This is a genomic window from Streptomyces sp. ITFR-16, from assembly GCF_031844705.1.
In the GTDB taxonomy this organism is placed as follows: domain Bacteria; phylum Actinomycetota; class Actinomycetes; order Streptomycetales; family Streptomycetaceae; genus Streptomyces.
Genome location: NZ_CP134610.1, coordinates 1 through 20,245, shown reverse-complemented (window position 1 = coordinate 20,245; position 20,245 = coordinate 1). Strand labels below are relative to the sequence as shown.

Here is a 20,245-nt window from a genome sequence, read left to right as displayed (position 1 = left end):
GACGGCCATCCGCATCCGCCTATCCGTCACCGAAAAGGAACCGAACAGGAGGGGTCCCGTGAGCGATCCCAGAAGCGGTTTCAGGAGTTCCGCGAGCGGCCTTCTGCTGTCCACGCCCGCGGCACCGCCGAGCGGTCTGCCACAGCCCGGTTCCGTCGACCTGTGGCTGCTCAGGATCTCCGACGCCCGGGACACCGGCCTCGACACGGCCATGCTGGACGCCGACGAGCGCCAGCGCGCCGCCGGACTGGCGTATGCGGAGGACAGAATCCGCTTCACTGCCGCCCACCTGACGCTCCGCCGTCTGCTGGGCGCCTACCTGGACATGCTTCCGCAGGACATCCGATACGGCCGGGAGCCCTGCCCGTGCTGCGGCGGCCCGCACGGACGGCCCATCGTCCTCGGGGCCACCTGCGGACTGCACTTCTCGCTCTCCCACCGGGGGGATCTGGTCCTGGTGGGGACCGCCGCCGCCCCTATCGGCGTAGACGTAGACCTGGTCCCCGACCCGGGCGGCGCCGCAGAGCTCGCGGCCATGCTTCACCCAGCCGAACAGCGCGAGATCGAGGCACTGCCACCCCCACGCCGGCCGCGGGCGCTGGCCCGGCTGTGGACCCGCAAGGAGGCCTACCTCAAAGGTCTGGGTACCGGCCTCGGCCGGGACCCGGCCACCGACTACGTCGGTTCCAAAAGCCCCGACGGCCTCTTGCCTCCCGTCGGCTGGACTCTGCTCGACATCGCAGTCGACCGGGGGTACGCAGCAGCCGTGGCCGTCCATGGTGAGGTGACAGTGCCCTCACCCCGGGTGAAGCGCCTGTCGGGGCGCGACATCCGCGGAGCCCTCGCCGGGCCGCCCGTGAAGGCGGCTGTGGAACCCCGCACATGAGGAAGGTCCCCGGACGGTTCGTCCGGGGACCTTCCTCATGCCGACGCGATCACCGGCGGCCGTGCTCAGCCTGCCGCCGCGATCCACTCGTCCAACTGCTCGGGCGTCGTGGCCGGATCGGCGACCAGCTCGGCCAGCGTGTCGTCGGCGCGATGCCGGGTGGAGACAGCGGGGCAGCGCGCACACGCCGCCACCCCGGTCTGCTGCCACCACTGGCACCGTGCCCGGAGGTGACACCGCGGGACCCGGCTGTCTTCCTGCGCGGCGGGCTTGTGCAGCACCCGTTCCACGAGCGTGCAGTCGCCGCCCCTGCGGTTCGCGCAGTCGCTGACGCAGTACGAGGCGAAGCGCAGGACGCGCCGCGGCTCGATGCCCTCCGGCACCTCGGCGAGAGCCTCGGAGGCCGGTACCGGATCGGCCAGGTACACGACCTGACCGTCCTGCCCCGACCGTACGCCCAGCACGACGGACTCGGGTGCGTGTGCATCGCCGCTGGGACACCAGGTCTTGGGAGACTCGTCCCGGTCCACGGTGGTCACCTCCGGCTCAGCAGGTGCTGGACTGGGTATCGATCCCAGCCACTCGGCCACCGACGCTCTGGCTCAGCGGCTCCGCACCGGATTCCCGGTCGTGGGCCGCGGCGAGCAGAATGCCGGCCTTGAGCTGGGCCGACGACGTGATGCGCGTGGTGGCGCTGTCCGACGCGGCCGCCACATTGGCGCCTGTGACGACGAGGCCGACGGCCAGCAGGGTGGCCGCTCCGGCCGCTGCAGCCTTACGGGTGGGATTCTCCATGGCGTACTCCTGTTCTCTGGTGGAAGCGAGCCATGAGCGTAGGGACGGCAGGGGCGCCGGCCCGGTAGTCAGCGGCGGCAGCCTACCGGCGGTTTCAGGACATGGGTGTCTGCGTGAAGCTTCGGACAGGGAGCGCAGTGACCTGCTGGGAGGCCAGATGCCGGCCATCCTCGTCGCTGGAGACCCGGAGGAGTGACATCGATTGCCGGAACCGGACTGATCCTGACCGCCGGCAAGATGCCGGAGACCGGTGCGGCCAGCCGCATGAACCTGGCACGGTGCCGACTACGACGTTGTGGCCCATGCCTTCTGGGCTGCGGCAGAGCGAGGGGCGCGGAAAGCCACGAAATGCCGGTATCCGCTGCCTGCCCCACCGCCGCTCGGGGCGTCAGTGCGATAACCGCCCTCGCCTCTCGCCGTCCCCGACGTTCAGTACCGTCATCTGTAGAAGACGGATACCCGCACGGTGTGGCTACTGCACGGCGACGGCTTCTGGGTCTGTGCCACGGCGACTGACATCCTCGGCCCACGCACTGTTCACCAGGGCGGGCCCCGGCTTCTGTGGCGCGAACTCACACGCGTCCGGAACGGGCCCGACCGGACCGGCACCCGCCGCGCCCACTGGCACCCTCTGCAGGACCACCCTCCAGCCCCTCACCGCCCCTCGTCCAAGTGGTCCAAGCACAACTCGTACCGGCCCTCCGCATGGATCTCCGACCACCCCTCCGGCACCGGCGCCGACGCCGGCCACAGCGCGCGGCGGCCCGCCGCGTCGCCCGCCACGACGAACGTGGCCAGCGCGTCGGCGAACGGGTCGTCCGGGGCCGGCCCCTCAAGGACCGTCAGGCTGCCGTCCGCACCCATCCGGGCCGCCCGGCCCGTCCGCCACATGCGGGCGGTGGCGCCCGACGTCGTGTCGAACGGGTCCGGCAGGAAGCGCTCACCCGTCGCGGCAGGCGCGCCGGCATAGCCGAGAGCCACCCCCGCCCCCGCCACATACAGCGCACCGACACCGCCCGAAGCCACCGGCCGCAGCTGCGCGTCCAGGACATAGGCCCGGTAGCCCGGCGCCGGCCGGGCCACCCCCGTACTCCGGTGCTCGACCACGAGATGCCCCTCCGCCCAGCCCCCACTGGTGATCAGCGACATGCCCTCCTCACGGGCGAGCGCCACCAGAGCGACCAGCACCTCGTCACTGCCACCGAGCAGCGCCCGCGCATCGCGGTCGCGCAGCCACCGCAGGATCTCCTGCGGCACCGCGTGCCGCAGCGAAAGATCCGGCACATGCACCTGCACACCCCGCACCAGCGCACCCAGCAGCCCGATCGCCGCATCCGCGTCCGGATAACCCCGCACCAGCCACGCCGCGTCCACCGGCTCGGCCAGCGTCGCCGCCACCACCGGGCCGCTGCCCACCACCGTCGCCCCGTCCTCGCCCAACGCCCACAACACCGGATCACCCGCGCTCAGCGGACGCGTACGGTCGGCATCCCGCAACGGCCACCGGCCGTCCGACGGCAGCAGATCCGCCGCCTCGTCCCGCACCAGCCGCGCCGCACCCGGCACCTGAGGCAACAGCAGATCGGCCGTCTCGTCGAGCAGCAACGCCACCGGCCGCACCGAACCGGGCAGCTTCTGCCCCGGGTCGGCCGGCAGACACGCCGCCCCCGTCTTCACGACCGCCAGCGCGGCCACCGCGAACGCCGTCGGCGACGACAACGCCGTCAGCACCGTCGCCCCGGGCCCCGCCCCGTGCGCCACCAGCGCATGCGCCAGCAGATCCGAGCGGGAATCCAGCTCCGCGTAGTCCATGCCCGACAGCGCCGGAGCCTTCGGCGCCCGCCGCACCCGGGCCTCGAACAACTCCGCCACCGTCGCCGCCGGCAACACATGACGGCTGCTCTCCCACACCCCGTCCCACGCCTTGCTGCGCCCGTCCGGCAACAGCTCGCTCAGCACCGTCTCCGGGCGGTCGAGCGCCGCCGCCAGCAGGGCGGTCAACTGCCCGGTCAGCGTCGCGGCCACCGTCTCACCGACCGTCTCGTGCCGGTACGTCGTCGTCAGCGCGATCCCCGCCGGCGCACCCTCCGGTGTCTGCCGCTCCGTCAGGGTGAACCCCACATCGGTCGCGGGCAACGGCAGCCCCGGCCGCTGCGGCAGCACCGTAACCCCGCCCGCCGCGAATTGCCCGACCGTCTCCTGCAACACCGTCAGCGCCACACCCCCCGTCCCCGCCAGCGGCGCCCCACCGCTCCGGTACGCGGCCACATCCTGCTCCCGCGCCCGGCGCACCAGCTCACTGAACGCCGGATCACCCGACGCGTCCACGGTCAGCGCCAGCACCCTCCCGTACGCCCCGACCGCACCCCGCAGACCCTCGTTGTCGCGGGCCGGCACCGGCGCGGCCACCGTGATCCCGCCCGCCGTCCCCAGCCGGCCGAGCAGCGCGGTCACCGCCGCGTGCACCACCATGAACACCGTGGCACCCTGCGCGGCCGCGAACCGGGTCAGCCGCGCGTGCAGCGCCTCGTCCAGGTCGAGCTCCAGACGGCCCGGAGCCGTGTCGAACGCCCGGGGCCCGCTGCCCGGCAGCTGCGTCAGCGCCGCGTCCCCGTACGGCGAGCGCGGCGCGTACCGCACCAGCTCCCGCGACGCTGCGGGGACATCGCCGCCCGCCAGCGTCCGGTGCACCCGGGCCAGCTCGGCGGCCAGCGGCAGCTGCGACCACAGGTCCACATCGGTGGCGGGCAGCGCCAGCTCCAGGAGATGGTCGTCCGGAGCCAGCGACCGCAGCCGCGTCCCCGCCGTGCCCACCCGGGAGTTGCGCAGCACCTCGTGCCGCCGCCCCAGCACGGCAAGCGTCTCGTCCAGGACACGTACGTCCAGCGCCCCGCGCAGCCGCAGCGCCAGCACGACACTGTCCGTACCGGCCGTACCGGGCCCGATCGCCGCCGCCGGCGCCTCGCTCAGCAGCGCGGCCAGCGCGGCCGGCGTCGGCGCCTCGCGCAGAGCGGCCGGGCTGCCCGGACCGGTGCCCAGCGTCTCGCGCAACCGCCCCAGCAACCGCACCGCGGCCAGCGAATGCCCACCGACCCGGAAGAAGTCGCAGTCCGCGTCGATCAGCCGCCGCGGCAGCCCCAGCACCTCCGCGAACAGATCCCGCACGATCTCCTGGAGCGGCGTGCCCGGCGGCGTGCCCGGCCCGGCCGCCTCCGGCCGAGGGGCGGACAGAGCCGCACGGTCCACCAGCCCGTCACCGTCCAACGGCAGCTCCCGGTGGACCACCAGCGCGGCGGGAACCAGCCCGTCGGGCAGCCGCTGACGCAGATACCCGCGCAGCACCACATCCAGGGCCACCGCCCGGTCGAAGGCCACAGGCACATTGGCTACCGGCCCGTCCGGAACCGGCGAGGACACGAACACACCGGTCAGCGGCCCGTCGGACGGCAGCGCCGCCTCATCCACGTACACGATGTCCAGCGAGTCCGGCGCGCCCGGCGACCACGTCGGCAGCGCCCGGTAACCCAGCCGCTCCCCGGCCGCACACCACTCCTCCGGATCCGGCGCGGGCCCCGCCTCGTCCAGCGCCGCCACCGCCTCGGCCACCCCGGCAACCCCCGCCCCCGGCTCGTCCAGCAGACGCATCGCCCGGTACGCCCCGTACACCCGGCGGTTCGGCACCCCCGACAGACGCAGCGCGGCCGGCCGGTCCGCGTCCAGCACCTTCTCGATGTCGTCCGTGCCGGTCACCGTCCCGCCCCACACCAGCGCGGGCACCTCCGACAGATCGGCGGCGGGCGCGGCCGTCGACAGCACGACGTCATAGCGGAAACGGACCGGCTCGTTGTGGTGCACGCCGCGCCGCACCCGTACGTCCACGGCACGCACCGCGGGCAGTTCACGGGCGAGAGCGGCGAACAGCGCCGGGGACAGCAGCAGCTCGGTCTCCCGCGCCGCGCGGTCCGCGACGGCCTCGCGCACCTCCTCGACGTCCCGGCCCGCCGCACCACCGGCCAGCTCGGCACCGGTCAGCCGGGCGCGCGCCAGATCGAGATTGCGCAGATCGCCCAGCAGCACCGAACCGCCCGGCGCCAGCAGCGGCAGCACCCGCTCGACCACGGTGCGCAGATGGTCCGGGCCGGGGAAGTACTGGGCCACGGAGTTGACGACGACCGTGTCGAAGTGCCCCACGGGCAGCCCGTCGGTGTCGTCCGCGTCGCGCCGCCCGACCCGCACCCTGCCCCGCAGCACCGCGTCCTCGCGGACCAGGGCGCCCAGCGCCTCGACAGCCGTACGGGAGAAGTCGGTCGCCCAGTACTCCTCGCACTCCTCGTCCCGGGCCAGCTCCGCCATCAGCAGCCCCGAGCCCGCCCCGATCTCCAGGACCCGCCGCCGCCCCAGCTCCCGCACCCGCCGCACGGTCGCCCGGCGCCACTCACCCAGCTCGTCCCCGGGAAGATACGCGGCCTCGGGCCCGCCGGCCGGGGCGGCACTGTGCAGCGCCTCATGGATCTCCCGCCACCCCTCGGTCAGCGCCCGCCCGTCGGCGGCGGGAGCGGCACCGTCCGGCACCACGTGCCCCACGAGATACCGCTCCCCGTCCGCGTCCGTATGGACCGTCACCACGGCCTCCGAAACGGCCGGATGGGCGGTCAGCACGGACTCGATCCCGTGCAGCTCCGCCCGCAGACCGTGCAGCGTCACATACCCGTCGACCCGGCCCGCGTACTCCAGCGCCCCGTCCGTACGCAGCAGCACCTTGTCCCCGGTACGCAACAGCCGCCCGCCCACACCGGTGAACCGGTCCTCGACGAAACGACGGGCCGTCAGCTCCGGCCGCCCCAGATAACCGTCCGCGAGACCGGGCCCGCCCAGCAGCAGCTCCCCGACCGTGCCCGGGGCCGCCGGCATCCCGTCCGCACCGACGACCACGGCGGCCGTGGACCCGACCGGCCGCCCGACAGGAACGGCCCCGCCGGTCTCCGGAGCCTCGGTGATCTCGTGGCACAGCGCGAACGCGGCCGTCTCCGCCGTCCCGTACACATACAGCAGCCGCCTCGGCGGCCCCGCCCGCAGAACCTGCCGCACCCGGTGCGGATCACAGCTCCCGCCACCGACGAGCAGCACCCGCAGCGACGCGAACGCGGCCGGACGGTCGCGGACGATCCGGTGGAACCGCGCACTCGTCAGCAGCGCGACCGTGACCCCGTGCTCGACCAGGGCGCGCCGCAGCCGCTCCGGACCCGCGACGGCCGCGCCCGACAGGACGACCAGCCGTGCACCGGCGGCCAGCGTCGCCCAGATCTCGAACGCGGCCGAGGCGGAGGCGGGGCCCGCGACCTGCGCGACCACGTCGTCGGCGCCCGGCCGGACCGGCGCACCGGACCGCACCAGCGCGTCCAGCGCGCGGTGCGCGACGACGACACCCTCGGGGGTGGCATCGGTGCCCGGGGTGTAGCAGACGTACGCGGTGTCGTCCTCGGAGTACGCAACGCCGTCGGGCAGTTCGCCGTCGTACCGGGAGATCTCGGCGGCCGCCGCGTCCAGAGGGAGCAGGGCGGCGCCCAGATCCGCGTAGTCCGGGGTCCCCTCGTTCTCCGTCAGCACGGCGCGGGCGGCACTGTCGCTCACGATCCGCCGGCGGTGCCCCACGGGATCGGCCGGATCGAGCGCCACATACGCCGCCCCGGCCCGCAACACGGCGAGCAGCGCCGTCACGAGCAGCGGCCCGGGACGCAGACTCGTCACCACCCGGTCGCCGGAGCCGATGCCGCGCGCCGCGAGAAGCCGGGCCAGCCGGTTGGCCGCACGGCTCAGCTCACGGTAGGTCAGGGAGGAGGCCGTGCCGCCTTCGTGGCCGGGGGCGTGCACGGCGACCGCGTCGGGCCGTGCGGCGACCTGCTGCTCGATGAGACCGGAGAGGGACGTCATGGAGAGCTCCTTCGACAGCGGCTTCCGCCTTGGCAAGATATTGCCAAGACGTTGGCAGCAAAGGCTCGAAGGATTCTCCTGAGCCACTGGAGCCCCGCCATAACCGCAGGTCGCCACATCGGCCCCAAGGCCCCGCGGACACCCGGATGTTGCCAGAACCGGCACGGAGAGACGGAGAGCAGCGCCACCCCCGGCCACTCAACCGACCGGCTCCAGCGGCTCTGTGGCCGTGCTCCTGCCCACCCCTGGCATCCTCGGTGATGCGACACACGGTTGTGAAAACCGGCCGGAGGTCCCCCCTCCACAGCCCGCCCGGTCCTGCCCGGGCGGGCTGCCGGTGTCCACGCCTCCGCTACCGCGCCCCGACGTCGTAGGCCGTACCGCCGGCCACGGCCCCGAGCTTGTCCGGGTTGGCCACATTGTGGATGGCGGTGATACGGCCTTCGGCGTCGAAGTCGAAGGTCACGGTGGCGATCACCCCAGAATCACCACTCGGTGCGGGGCTGCCGTCCGGGTCTCCTGCCGTGCGTTCATCGCCGGGTCCTTCCTCGCTGGCCACTGACAACCACCGGATGGAGGCAGGACCCCCGGACATGACCGAAGCCCCCGCGGCGCTCGGTGAGCGGAGGAGGCTTCTCGGTTGCTGCGAGGGTCAATCGGCCGACGCCCCGGAAAGAGAACTCAGGCGATGGCCCAGGGGGTCCGGCCACGCGAAGCCGTACCGAACGGCTCCCGGCCGGCGTCCCACGAAGGCTGGAGCGCGGCGGAGACGATGCCCCACAAGTGCCCCGCCGTGAGCGTGCGCACCGGTACGACGACCTGACCGGCGAGGCTGACGCCGTACGCCGACTGCAGCGCGCTGACGATGCCGATGAGGGCCATGGAGTCGAGCCCGTAGTGCTCCATCGGGACATCGGCGTCGGGCGCCTTCCCCTTGGCCAGACCGGGGAGGCCCTGCCGGAGAATGGTCTCGAACCTCGCGTTCCACGGTGTCTGTGCCATGGGCGGACTTCCTTCCGGCTGCCGGGACGATCAGGCGGCGCGCGAGCCTGCGTGCGCACGTACGCCACGGTGTCGTGTCCCGCTCGAGCCGCCATGGACAGGCGCTCGGGCCGGTGACGAGCCGGGAGCCGGTCAGGCGGTGGGGGCGACCGGCCAGCCGATGTCGCCCTGCGGCGCGACGGGCCGGACGGTGTCGCCCTTCGGAGCCACCGGCCAGCCGATGCCGTCGGCGGAGACATGCGTGGAGCCGGCGGCGGTACGGGGCCAGCCGATGCCGTCGTCCGCGGCGCCGATCCCCGCCGAGGTGAGAACGGCGGAGGCGACGGCGGCGGTGCTGACGAGGATGCGGGCGATGTTCGTCATGGCGGAACTCCTCTGTGACAAGTTTTGTGTGCCGCGTTGGCAACTTCTTGTCCAGAAGACTGGCAACACCGCCTAGGGATTCACTCGGAATCCGCTCGGAAATGAGTCGAGAAAAGAGAAGCTCGCGCGCGCGAGGCGGAAGAACCCCGGACCCCTGACCCGGCATCACCTCCCTGACCTGCGCCTACACATCAGCCGGCGAAGCTTTGTCGGATTTGGCAACGCTTGGCAAACACTGGAGAGATGAGCCAGAGGAACTGGATATCGCCCCCACGCCCGCCGCCCCGACTCGAATATCGCTGGAGCGGGCATTGCCAAATCCTCATGCCGTTGGGCAACATATTGCCAAGAGGTAGGCAATTACCTGGCACAGTTCCCCGACAGTGGGGGGGGAGGCCCCGGAAGTGAACGTGCAGACGCCCCACAGTGAACGAAGGGTCCATCTCGACACGGCCACAGCGGGCCACACACCCGCAGCGGTACGCGCCGTCGTCACGGAATCCCTGCGCAGGGAGGACGAGCACGGGACGCACGAGTTCGAGGAATCCCTCGAACACATCACGCGGACCGAGATCCACGAACGCCTCGGCGCCCTGCTCTCCGTACCCGCAGCCGACACCGCCCCCGTCACCGCCGCGGCCGACGCCTTCCACGACACGCTCACCCGACTGCCCCTCGGCCCGCGCGACCGGATCTGGACGACGCCGTACGAGGACGTCGCCCGCCTCACCACCCTCTACGCGATCCGCGACCGCACCCGCTGCCGCCTCGACGTCATCCCGCTGGACACGGCCGGCGACCTGGACCTGGAATGGATGTCCGCCCACATCGACGACGACGTCGCCCTGGTCAGCGTGCCGCTCGTCCCCACCGCCGTCGGCATCGTCCACCCGGTCGAGAAGATCGGACACCTCCTCGCCCCCCACCGCTGCCTGTACGCCGTGGACGTCTCGTACGCCATCGCCCAACTGCCCGTCGACGCGGCACGCATCCACGCCGACCTGCTCACCGGCGACGGCTGGCGCTTCCTGGGCGGCCCCCCGGCCGTCGGCTTCGCCTACACCTCCCCCCGCCTGCGCACCACGCTCAACGACGAGCCCCCCGCGGACCCTCCGCACAGCGCATACGTGGCCGGCCTCAACACCGCCCTGCTCCTGCACGAAAAGGAAGCGACCGCACCACGCGCCAACCTCTACCCCCACCTCCGCGAAGCCGTGGAACACATCCCCGGCATCGCACTCATCGCCCCCGGCCGCACCCAGTCCGCCGTCCTCGCCTTCCACCACACCGAAATCCCCGCAGCACAACTACGCCGAGAACTCCGGGCCCGAGGCGTCCTCATCCGCAAGACGGTCGCCCAGGAAATGCCCCTGTACCTCCCCGCCCAGGGCATCACCACGGCCCTCCACGCCTCCCCGCACCCCCACACAACCCCCCACGACCTGACCTCCCTGACCCAAGCCCTCACCCACATCACGCCCGCCCCCGTCCCCCACTCCACCCCAGCCCCCCGCTCCCAACGAGGCACCCACGCCCACCTGACACTCCTGTAGGAACCTTGCGGGCCGACGAACGGGCCGACCTACGACACCACCGAAGCCACCTGGCCCGAGCCGCCTCACCACCAGGCCCGCCCGAGACGACGATCCGGCGGATCGCTGCCGATTTGGGGATCAACCCCGAGACTCTGCGGAACTGGGTCCGGGCGGCTGAAGCGGTGCCGGCCCCGGGGGAGGGGCCGGCCGACGCCCCCAGGGGGTGTCGGAGGCGGAGAACACCGCTCTGCGGAAGAAGGTCCGTGAGCTGGAGGAAGAGCGCGAGGTCCTGCGGAAGGCGGCGAAAGTCCTTGTCGATGAGCCCGTCGAGAAGGTGCGGGGATGTGCCCGCGACTTCTTCCAGTGCGGCCCGGACCGCCTCGGTGATCAGCTCCAGGCGGGTCAGGTCACGCACCGCAGCCAGGACGTGGGTGGAATCGGTGCGCCGCGTGGTGCGCTCGCGCACCAGTCCGGCCTCCTTGAGGCGGACCAGCGCGAAGGTCGAGGAGGCGGTCGGCACGGCCGTCCTCGGTGAGACGGTCGCGGAAGTCGCCCAGCACGCTGTGATGGAAACCGGGATCATCCAGCTCCATGGCCTTGGAGTACTTGAAGTCGATGCGGCAGCGGACCGCCTATGCGGCCTGCTGGTCGGAGAAGCCGAGCAGGAACTGCAGCACATAGACGGTGGCCAGCTGGGCAGGCGAAAGCCCAGGACGCCCGTCCCGCGGGTACCAGTCGGCGAAGTCCTCGTCGCACCACAGCCCGTCAGCCGGTCACGCACCCACATCGCCGTCGTGCCATCCGGGTTGCTCGCCTGCGCGATCTGCGCGGTCAGAGACGGAACGTGCTCACCGGAACGGGGGCAGGGACAGCGGGCACCTCAACAGCTGCATCGGACGACGGAACCGTCCGTGCATGCCTGGTGACCATGCTGCCGCACCGGGAATCTCCAAGATCACCGACAGAATCAAGCTCAGATCATTCGGACAACTTGTTGTGACGTGAGCCAAGGTGAAGCCGCGCCATAGTCGCAAAATGCTGAATTTCCGGCATTGTGCGGTGCCGGGTGTACGCGAGAGCGACCACCGCTGGCTCCATGTCTTGAATTTCAACGGTCGCAACATCGTCGCGGCGGTGGTACCGCGCAACGCTGGCAGGAAGGATGCAAAATCCTTCCCCTGCGGCCACTGCCTCCAGTCGCTCTTCGACGGCTGCGAGGGGTCGACTGAGGGGTACTGAATTTACCCGCCATCCCGGTATCTCATCGGGACCATCGACCGATGGCAGAGAACACAGCCCTTCCAAGGACACGCGAGTGAGACGGGCCAGCGGAGAGGCGACTGAAATCGCGGCCACTCGCGGCACGTCGAACAAGATGACATGCTGCAGCTCAGGTGATTTGAGGGGAAGCCAAACAAAGCTGATGTCTACGGTGCCGTCCAGCAGGTATGGTTCCTGTTCGATTATAGGAACATAGCGCGCATGGATCGAGAGGTCGGGGTATGCGGCACGGAATTCGTTGAGCAAGGCTGTGGACGGAACACCGGGCATGAAGCCGACTGTGAATTCGTTGCCGGTACGAGCTGCGGCACGGACGCGGCGTTCCAGGGCGACAGCGGAAGCCAGTAGGGGGACAGCGTCCTCCAGTAGTTGCCGACCAGCTTCTGTGAGCACCGTTCCACGCCGGTCGCGGGTGAACAGTGTTACGCGGAGGGATCGTTCGAGTGCCTGAATCTGACGGCTGAGTGCTGGCTGAGTGATGTGAAGTTCCGCCGCCGCCCGCACATAACTCTGGCTCTGGGCGACAGCTACGAAGTAGCTGAGCTTGCGAAGGTCGACTGGCATGGCGAGCAGCCTACGCGCGGACGCGCCGAGTGGATCAACACCCTCATGCCTGAAGGGCATCACTGCGCAAGAAAGAGGCATTGGCGGTACGAGCAACATCAGGCGAACCTTGGAGGGCTGCCGCGGGCGTCCCGCCGCGAGGTCTGGTTCAGGCGCGACGTGACGACAATACGAACAGCAATACACGAGAATTTTTTGCGACCACTTCCTATTCCTTCATCCTGATGTCGATGGCTTGACGCATGCACGAGAAGTGATAGGTCACAGAAGAGCGAAAGCACGAGAGGTGCATCTGATGGAATCGATCCTGATCCCTGACTGGATACTGCAGTACGTCGAGGCATGCAACCGGCACGACGCAGTGGCGGTGGTCGATTTGATGGCGGAGGACGTGCGGGTGGTCGACACGGCATTCGGCGGAGAATTTAAGGGCCGTGAGGCAGTGCAGCAGCTCCTTGTGAGAATGGACGCGAACCTGTCCAGCGACTACCGGTTCACCGTTCATAAAGCTGTCACGTCAGGGGATGACTACGCCTTCGAATGGACACTCTCCGGAACCAACGACCGAACCAACCCGGAACTTGGGCTGCCTGCCACCGGAAATAAATTTACAGTTCCCGGTCTTACGATTGGCTCCCGCCGCGACGGCGAGATCACAGAAAACCGAGACTACTGGAATGTCGCCGGATTCCTGATGCAAGTCGGCCTGATGCCCCCGCTCGGGAAAAATGGGTGATATTGACCTCGGTCTCTCGTGGCGGCCCGTCGGACTCCCCGACGGGTCGTTTCGAGCGGTGTATCTCGGTTGCCGATGGCTGCTGACATCGCGCGGAGCGCCGGCTGCCGAAATGGAGTGGCAGGGGTGGGGCTATGCGGGAGACGGAGGGGTTCGGGGTGTCGCATGTGGGGCGCCCGGGTGCGGTGCTGGCCGACGGTAGTGAGCCGGAGCCGGAGCCGGAGGGCACGCCGGTGTCCGCGCCGATACTGCGGCCGTTGACCGGACCGTCGGCATGCGTTCCCGCACTGTCCCTGGAGCATGCGTCGTCCACCGCATTTCCCTTCCCCCTGCACGTACTTCCCGCGGCACTGTCTCTTCCGGAACCGGGGCGCGGGAGTAGACCCGTCACGGGACGGCACAACCACCCCGAGCTTCGCGAACCGCGTCGGTTCACGGTCACGATGTCGTCTCACCGCCTCGCGCAGGCCTGTCGTACACCCGGATGGGGAAAGGATGGAAGCGCATACATATCTGGGGTGCACCCTGAGCTGAACAGGAGCAACAGGTATGGACATCGAGCGAGGCGGTTCGGTCACTCGACGATCGGCTCTCACCATCGGCGGCGCCACCGTCGTCGGGTTGGCGGGCGGAACCCGCCCGGCCGCAGCGACCGCAGGGTCCTCGGCGGTCTCCGCCGGGGCCGTCGACGAAGCGCGGGCGGCGACGGTGCGGAAGTTCGAGGCCGACACCACCCGAGTGCTGCGGAACCCGTTGACGGGATGGGTGCTCTACGGCAGTGCCCGTCCGCCGGCCGATTTCTGGAGCCATTACGACACCATGTCCGTGCCCGGCAGAGTTACCACGGTCAAGGTGTCGGACTACGCGCAGACCCTCTACCTCCGGCTGAGCTGGGCTCTGCTCAACCCCAGCGAGGGCGTCTACGGCTGGGACACCGACGACACACTGCGCGGCATGATCAAGGAGGCCAGGCGGCGCGGCATGCGCCTCGCCCTGCGCGTCGTCGTCGACAGCCGTGACAAGCACGAGAGCTTCACCCCGAACTACGTGCGCGAGGCCGGGGCCCGCGGCTACGAGACGACCACGGGCAGTGCCACCGTCTGGTCGCCCTATCCCGACGACGAGATCTTCCAGAAGCACTACGCGAGGTTCGTGAAGGCGCTGTCGCTCCGCTTCGACCGGCCCGGAGAGGTCGATTTCATCGACGGCTACGGGCTGGGCAAGTGGGGCGAGGGGCATTCCCTGCTCTATCTCGACGAAAGCAACCGCTCAGCGGTCTTCAACTGGAACATCGACCTGTACCTCAAGTACTTCCAGCACGTGCCTGTGGCCGTCAACTACCACCGCCTCATCGGCTCCACCAAGGGATGGGGCGCCCCCGACCCCGTCAGCACCACCCTCCTGAACGGCGCCTACCGCAAGGGCTGCGTGCTGCGGCACGACGCATTCGGCATGAGCGCCTACTACGGCGCGTGGGAGCGGGAGATGGCCGCCGCCTGGAAGCACCGGCGCCCGGTCATCCTCGAAGGCGGCTGGGTCACCTCACAGCACGACATCACCCAGGACCCTCGTGGCTACGAGACAGTCGCTGACGTGCGTCGCGGAGAGTACTTCGATTCCGAGAAGGCCCAGACGAACACGATGGACTTCCGGGTGAACGAGACCGACAGCTGGTTCCACGACACCTTCGACCTGGTCACCGACTACGTGGCCCGCGGCGGCTACCGGCTGCGTCCGGTCCAGGTGTCCGTGCCGTCGGCCTTCGCGAGCGGCGGCAGGATGGGCCTTGACCCCTGATCCTGGACACACGAGACACTGGATCCTGAGGATCTGAGAACGGACATCTCGTGGTCATGAAGAACTACCCGCTGGAGTTCAAGGCGGACGCGGTCGCGCTGTACGAGTCGCGGCCGGAAGCGACGATCAGGTCGGTCGCGGCCGATCTGGGGATCAACCCGGAGACCCTGCGGAACTGGGTGAGGGCAGCCGGGGTGAGCCGTCCCCGAGGACGACGGACGCAAGAACCGGCCCAGCCGCCGGTACCGCTGGAGGCGGAGAACGCCGCCTTGCGAAAGAAGGTCCGCGAGTTGGAGGAGGAACGGGAGATCCTGCGGAAGGCGGCGAAGTATTTCGCCGGGGAGACGCGCTGGTGAACCGCTTCCAGTGTGTCGCCGACCTCCAGCGCCGTCACGGCGTGAAGCGGCTCTGCAGGATCCTCGGCGTCAGCCGCTCGAGCTTCTACTACTGGCAACGGACAGCCGCTGACCGGGCCGCCCGGCAGGTGGCCGACGCCCGCCTGGCAGCCCGGATACGGGCGGTGCACCAGGAATCGGACGGCACCTACGGAGCCCCGAGGATCACCGCCGAGCTCCGCGAGGAGAACGGTGTCGCGGTCAGCCACAAGCGCGTCGCCAGGATCATGCGGGCGTCCGGGATCCAAGGGATCCGGTTGCGGCGCCGGCACCGCACCACCGTCTCTGACCCGGCCGCGGCCAAGGCCCCGGACCTGATCGGCCGCGACTTCACCGCGGACAAGCCGAACACGAAGTACGTCGGTGACATCACCTACCTGCCCGTCGCCGGCGGGAAGTTCTGCTACCTGGCGACCGTCATCGACCTCGCATCGCGCCGTCTCGTCGGCTGGGCGATCGCCGACCACATGCGCGCGGATCTCGTCACCGACGCCCTGGCCGCGGCGATCCGCACCCGCGGCAGCCTTGCCGGATCGATCATGCACACCGACCACGGAGCCCAGTACACGAGCAGGAGTTTCGCCGAAGCCTGCAGGTCAGCAGGGGTGCGGCGAAGTATGAGCGCGGTCGGGTCCAGCGCGGACAACGCACTCGCCGAGTCCTTCAACGCGACCTTCAAACGCGAGACCCTGCAAGGACGAAAGAGCTGGCCGACCGAGCGCGAGGCCCGACTCGACGCCTTCCGATGGCTCCACCGCTACAACACCCGACGCCGACACTCCCGCCTCGGACAACGACCACCGATCACCTTCGAAAACGCCCTCCGCCACACACCAACTACGCTGGCACAAGCCGCATAACCCGTGTCCAGAATTCGGGGTCAAGGCCCGGGCTCGGTCTGGGCATCTATGCTGCGATACGCGCCCATGCCCAGGCAGCCACGTCGTGTGCCGGGAGCCTGCCGGCCATACTCAAGAAGCTGACTGAATGATCGCTCACGACGAAGGGAACAGTGCCGTGACGCCGCGTGTGTGGGAACGACTCCTTGGCGGTGGCCTTTTGTTCGGTGCCTTTCTGATGCTTGTGATCGGGTTCGGCACCTCACGGTCGGACGGCTCGTTCGGCACATTCGCAATTGCTGTGGCCCTCGGGGGCGCAGGCGTGTGGCTGATCCGTGGAACCCACCTCTTCAAGAGGTAGTGGCTCCCTCCCAGCCATCGGATACCACACGAACGAGGACGACCGGGCCACCACCCCCTTAGCCTCGATCGTTCATGAGTCCTCGTCGGTTCACTGACGGGGACTCTTGCTTGCGAGCTGCGGAATTTCGAGGGCTGGGGCAGGTTGGCGGCCCGGCTGTCGCGTCGGGTGGGCGTCGGGGTTCCACGGCTCCCGGGATGTTGCTGTGGCTCGTCGGGACGGTCGGAGTTGCTGGTCAGCCGGGGTTCGGCAGGGCTGCGAGTCGCTGGATCGCGCGGGTGATCACATCTGTCCAGGGCCATTGGGCGGTGAGGCGGAGCCAGCGGCGGCGGCCGGTGGTGACCAGTTGGGCGGCGGCGGAGAACAGCCGCAGGCGGAGCTTCTTGGGTTCCCAGCGGCGGGTTTTGCTGGTCAGGGCGAGCATGGGCATCCAGGCGAGGAGGCCGAGTGCGAGGGAGACGATCTCCAGCCAGATCTGGTTCTGCGCGGTGTCGTGCAGAGGCAGGTTGCGCAGGCCGGTGTCGCGGGCGTTTCGGATCCGGTCCTCGCAGCGGGCCCGCCGGCGGTGACGTAGTTCCAGGTCGGCGAGCTGGCCGCCCTTGGTGTTGGTCGCGAAGCAGGTCAGCCGTAGTCCGTCGAGGTCGGTGAAGCGCAACTGGGCGCCGGGGTGGGGCCGTTCCTTGCGGACGATCAGCCGCATGCCCCTGGGCCACGTGCTCAGGTCGGGCATGTCGGTGATCTCCGCGACCCAGGCGCCGGGCCGCTCGGTGCCGTCGGCGTCGTAGGCCGGTGTCCATGCCTTCTTCGGGATCTTCAGGACGGCTTGGTGGATGACGTCGGTGATGGTCATGCCGACGGAATACGACAGCCACCGGCCCCGGCGGGTGAGCCAGTCGAGGAAGGCGTGGGTGCCGCCGGCGGAGTCGGTGCGGATCAGTGTCTGCCGGCCCCGCCGCAGATGTTTGGGGAGTTGGGCCAAGGCGAGTTGGGTGGTCTCGATGTGATCGCTCGCGGTGTTGGAGCCGGCGTTGCCGGCCCGGCAGCGCGGGCGAGATCCACAGGATCTCTCCGGCTGGGTCGGTGACGACCTGCACGTTCACCCCGTGCCGCTTGTGCTTCGCCGAGTAGTCGGCCTTGCCGTCGCCGACGCGGTCGCACTCGGCGAGCGTGCCGTCCAGGAGGACGAATTCCGGGTCGTGCGAGCGCAGCGTCTTGAGCAGGCCCGGTGCCTGGTCGGCGAGCAGGCCGGTGACGGAGGTGACGTAGGCATGGGCGGTGCCGACGGATATCCCAAAGCCGGCGGCGATGCGGGCGAGAGTGTCGTGGCGGCGCAGGTACACGAGTGCGACCAGCGCACGACGGTGCGGCGAGTTTGCACCGGCGGTCACCCTCACGGATGACGATGAGCATCGCGACCCACTCGACCAGGGCGTGAGGCAGGTCGAGTGCGGCAGGATACGGAACCAACAGGGCTCCTGTGCTGCTGAGTTGAGACGTCGAACACCTCCCTCAACGGCGCGGGAGCCCTGTCCGTTGCGCACCCCGACCTTCACACCGCTCCGTCACCCGATCAGTGGCCACGCTGAAAACGCTCAATGAACGCAAGGACCTGACCAGTTTCCGAATCGATGACCGCTCGGAAGCCGGGATCAACAACATCTGGATCGAGCGGACGATCAAGAACAACAGCAGTGAGAAGTCCAATTACTCCTGGGACTGGGAGGCCGTGGACGCCAGCGGTACCCGTGTCGCGCACAGCACTCAGTTCGTGACCGACGTCCAGCCCGGCCAGACTTCCAAGGGCGAGATGCCCACCGTCCTCCAGAGCACCGACGGCGTGAAGCTGAATGTCACTTCCTTCCAGCGCACCGCAGCACCCTGACGGTTGTTCTAGAGGTTCGGGATCTCACATATCACTGTCGTGGGAGCTGGCCGCTTACGCCGCCCATTCCAATCCGAGGTTGGCGAGGGCGGCGAGCTGGGTGGTGTCGAGGCGGTCACGTCGGGATTTCTGGTTGCTGACCCAAACGCCCAGCCGAACGGCGGTCTCTGTGCCGCTGCCTGCCTCTACCAGAACCTTTGTGTGCTCCCTGGGCACGACGGTCTTCCCTTCGCGTTGGATGTACTGGCGCAGGGCTGCCACGCCTCGTGTGAACGCGTCGGAGCCTTTCGCTGCTCCGGTCTTCGTACCGGCCGGCACCGGGGCCTTCCGCACCCGTACAGTCGCTGCTCGCACACCGAGTTCGCCCAGGCGCCGCTGCTGCTCCGGATTCAGCCGTGCCCAGTCCCGGGCTTGCCGGGCGACCCAGCGCCCGATGTCGTCGCCCCGGTAGGTGACGCCGGGCTGGACGTCCTTGAGCGCGCCGCCGACGTTCAGGAGGGCGGCCAGGCCGACGTAATGGCGTTGCCAGTCGACGGTCCAGCCCAGCTGTCCGGGGTTCCAGTCGGGGTCGATCGCCGTGAGCTGCTCGGCACGCCGCTGCGCGCGCTCGGGGTCTTTGCCGAGTCCGCCGGGCCGCCGGAGGTTGGTCAGCCATTGGCCCACGGGCTTGTCGAGGGCGACCGCGTGCCGTGGGGCGGCCAGTGCCCCGGCCTCCCGGTAGTAGGCGCGGGCCGCGGCGAGGTTCTCCTCGAACTGGGCATCAGCGGTGTCCCAGATCATGCCGAGTTCCTCGAGCTCGGCTGCGCGGGTGCTGTTCATGGTTCCGGCCCGGTAGGCGCGCCTCTGGTCGGACAGCCACCTGCCCAGTGGATACGCGCCTTCCTGGTGTTCGTAGGGGACGTCCAGGTCGTCTTCCCGGTCGCGGTAGCGGCGGGCGGCGTCGTACCCGCGGGTCCAGTCCTGCCGTTCGGTGTCCAGGACCTGGAACTTGATCCATTTGGCGATCATCACCGGGTCCCGGGGGGCGGCGAAGTGATGGTACGGAACCAGACACTGCCCCGAACACCGCTAACCACCCACCCCACACACACGACACCAGACCTTCAGCGGGAAACGACACCGGCCTTCAGCAAAAGAGCGACACCCGGCACCGGTCGAGGTGTTCGTGGGCTTGCGCGTCGCCTGTGGCGGCGAGGGCTGCCTGGCGTCGTAGGAAGCGTTTGTAGGTGATCACGCCTGCTGCGAGGTAACTCATCGCGATGCTTCCGGGTATGGCGACGGCGAGGTACAGGGTGTTGTTGTCCGCAGTGGGCGGGATGCGTTCAGACCACAGGTGGTGGTGTTCGCCCCGCCGGGGTGGGGGTGGCGCCGAATCCGGGATGCTACACAGCTCGCCTGCTGATGCACCCCGGACCCTGGAACCGCCAGGAAGGCGGCTGTACGCCCGCCTCCCGCCCTCGGCTCCCGTCTGGGCAGAAACCAACGCCAAGAGCGCCACGGGAGGCCGGGAGGCGGGCACGCAGGGGCTATGGGCTGGTTCTGCCAAAGCTACATGTGCATCAGAAGTGATGCAGACTGGCCCCAGACCCCATCCCCACCCCCGAAAAGAAGCACACTCCGTCACCACACCCCCGGGGCCGGCCACCCCTCCACCTAGCCAGCCGCCCGCGCAGCGGGCACGTCCTGGAGGCGCAGCCGGAAGGACGCACCGGCGGCGTAGTGGCCGGTCAAGGCCCAGAGCGCAGCGGCGGGCCGCCCACACTCCAGGGGCCTGGAGCGAAGCGCGAGGCCCCCCGCGAAGGCGAAGCCGAAGCCGCCGGGGCGAAGCCCCGGCCCATCACGCTCCGCGAAGCGGAGCGTGTCTCTGTCCCATCGCGC

At 69.8% G+C, this 20,245-nt stretch carries 14 protein-coding genes and 3 pseudogenes; 6 read left to right on the top strand and 11 right to left on the bottom strand.

All coding sequences use genetic code 11. From position 1 onward, the window contains the following. The first annotated feature begins 58 nt into the window (after positions 1-58). Positions 59-886, top strand: coding sequence for a 4'-phosphopantetheinyl transferase family protein (locus tag RLT58_RS35090; protein WP_311314772.1), 828 nt, complete (start codon positions 59-61; stop codon positions 884-886). Between the two features lie 65 nt (positions 887-951). Here the strand turns inward: RLT58_RS35090 and RLT58_RS35085 are convergent, their stop codons facing one another. The 6 genes and pseudogenes from RLT58_RS35085 to RLT58_RS35060 all read right to left on the bottom strand — a co-directional run bounded on the left by RLT58_RS35085 (position 952) and on the right by RLT58_RS35060 (position 8,977). After that, positions 952-1,416, bottom strand: coding sequence for a hypothetical protein (locus RLT58_RS35085; RefSeq protein WP_311314771.1), 465 nt, complete (start codon positions 1,414-1,416; stop codon positions 952-954). 16 nt (positions 1,417-1,432) lie between these two features. Next, positions 1,433-1,681: a hypothetical protein gene (locus RLT58_RS35080; protein ID WP_311314770.1), complete on the bottom strand. Its 249-nt coding sequence runs from the start codon at positions 1,679-1,681 to the stop codon at positions 1,433-1,435. 654 nt (positions 1,682-2,335) lie between these two features. Further along, the gene (locus RLT58_RS35075) at positions 2,336-7,612 is read right to left on the bottom strand and encodes an AMP-binding protein (RefSeq protein ID WP_311314769.1); all 5,277 of its coding nucleotides are present in this window, start codon (positions 7,610-7,612) and stop codon (positions 2,336-2,338) included. Between the two features lie 352 nt (positions 7,613-7,964). Then, a pseudogene (locus RLT58_RS35070) lies at positions 7,965-8,105 on the bottom strand (RNA polymerase subunit sigma-24); the annotation flags it as partial. Between the two features lie 188 nt (positions 8,106-8,293). Continuing rightward, entirely contained in the window at positions 8,294-8,614 is a 321-nt protein-coding gene (locus tag RLT58_RS35065) for an acyl carrier protein (protein WP_311314768.1), read from the bottom strand. Positions 8,615-8,746: 132 nt separating this feature from the next. Continuing rightward, positions 8,747-8,977: a hypothetical protein gene (locus RLT58_RS35060; RefSeq protein WP_311314767.1), complete on the bottom strand. Its 231-nt coding sequence runs from the start codon at positions 8,975-8,977 to the stop codon at positions 8,747-8,749. Between the two features lie 404 nt (positions 8,978-9,381). On the opposite strand from RLT58_RS35060, the gene RLT58_RS35055 reads away from it, so the two are divergent. Then, complete coding sequence (locus tag RLT58_RS35055) at positions 9,382-10,530, top strand: aminotransferase class V-fold PLP-dependent enzyme (protein WP_311314766.1); 1,149 nt, start codon at positions 9,382-9,384, stop codon at positions 10,528-10,530. A 389-nt stretch (positions 10,531-10,919) separates the two neighbouring features. On the opposite strand, the gene RLT58_RS36190 is transcribed toward RLT58_RS35055, so the two are convergent. Beyond that, positions 10,920-11,105, bottom strand: coding sequence for a hypothetical protein (locus RLT58_RS36190; RefSeq protein ID WP_399132021.1), 186 nt, complete (start codon positions 11,103-11,105; stop codon positions 10,920-10,922). Between the two features lie 385 nt (positions 11,106-11,490). Further along, on the bottom strand, positions 11,491-12,357 hold the full coding sequence (locus tag RLT58_RS35050; RefSeq protein ID WP_311314765.1) for a LysR family transcriptional regulator: 867 nt from the start codon (positions 12,355-12,357) through the stop codon (positions 11,491-11,493). Positions 12,358-12,652: 295 nt separating this feature from the next. On the opposite strand from RLT58_RS35050, the gene RLT58_RS35045 reads away from it, so the two are divergent. The 3 genes from RLT58_RS35045 to RLT58_RS35035 all read left to right on the top strand — a co-directional run bounded on the left by RLT58_RS35045 (position 12,653) and on the right by RLT58_RS35035 (position 16,145). Next, positions 12,653-13,093, top strand: coding sequence for an ester cyclase (locus tag RLT58_RS35045; RefSeq protein WP_311314764.1), 441 nt, complete (start codon positions 12,653-12,655; stop codon positions 13,091-13,093). Between the two features lie 549 nt (positions 13,094-13,642). Beyond that, the gene (locus tag RLT58_RS35040; RefSeq protein WP_311314763.1) at positions 13,643-14,890 is read left to right on the top strand and encodes a hypothetical protein; all 1,248 of its coding nucleotides are present in this window, start codon (positions 13,643-13,645) and stop codon (positions 14,888-14,890) included. 50 nt (positions 14,891-14,940) lie between these two features. Further along, positions 14,941-16,145 (top strand): IS3 family transposase gene (locus RLT58_RS35035; protein WP_311314762.1). Its coding sequence is split into 2 segments (ribosomal slippage): positions 14,941-15,232 and positions 15,232-16,145, totalling 1,206 coding nucleotides; the frame shifts between segments, so codons are not numbered across the junction. A 575-nt stretch (positions 16,146-16,720) separates the two neighbouring features. Here RLT58_RS35035 and RLT58_RS35030 read toward each other — a convergent pair. Together RLT58_RS35030 and RLT58_RS35025 are read right to left on the bottom strand one after the other, a co-directional pair. Then, positions 16,721-17,524 (bottom strand): annotated as a pseudogene (locus tag RLT58_RS35030) (IS1380 family transposase); the annotation flags it as partial. Then, a pseudogene (locus RLT58_RS35025) lies at positions 17,481-17,952 on the bottom strand (transposase family protein); the annotation flags it as partial. The pseudogenes RLT58_RS35030 and RLT58_RS35025, both read right to left, overlap by 44 nt. A gap of 106 nt (positions 17,953-18,058) precedes the next feature. On the opposite strand from RLT58_RS35025, the gene RLT58_RS35020 reads away from it, so the two are divergent. After that, entirely contained in the window at positions 18,059-18,367 is a 309-nt protein-coding gene (locus RLT58_RS35020; protein WP_311314761.1) for a hypothetical protein, read from the top strand. A 54-nt stretch (positions 18,368-18,421) separates the two neighbouring features. Here RLT58_RS35020 and RLT58_RS35015 read toward each other — a convergent pair whose 3' ends face one another. Then, positions 18,422-19,375, bottom strand: a complete 954-nt coding sequence (locus tag RLT58_RS35015; protein ID WP_311314760.1) for a helicase associated domain-containing protein — start codon at positions 19,373-19,375, stop codon at positions 18,422-18,424. Positions 19,376-20,245 lie beyond the last annotated feature (870 nt).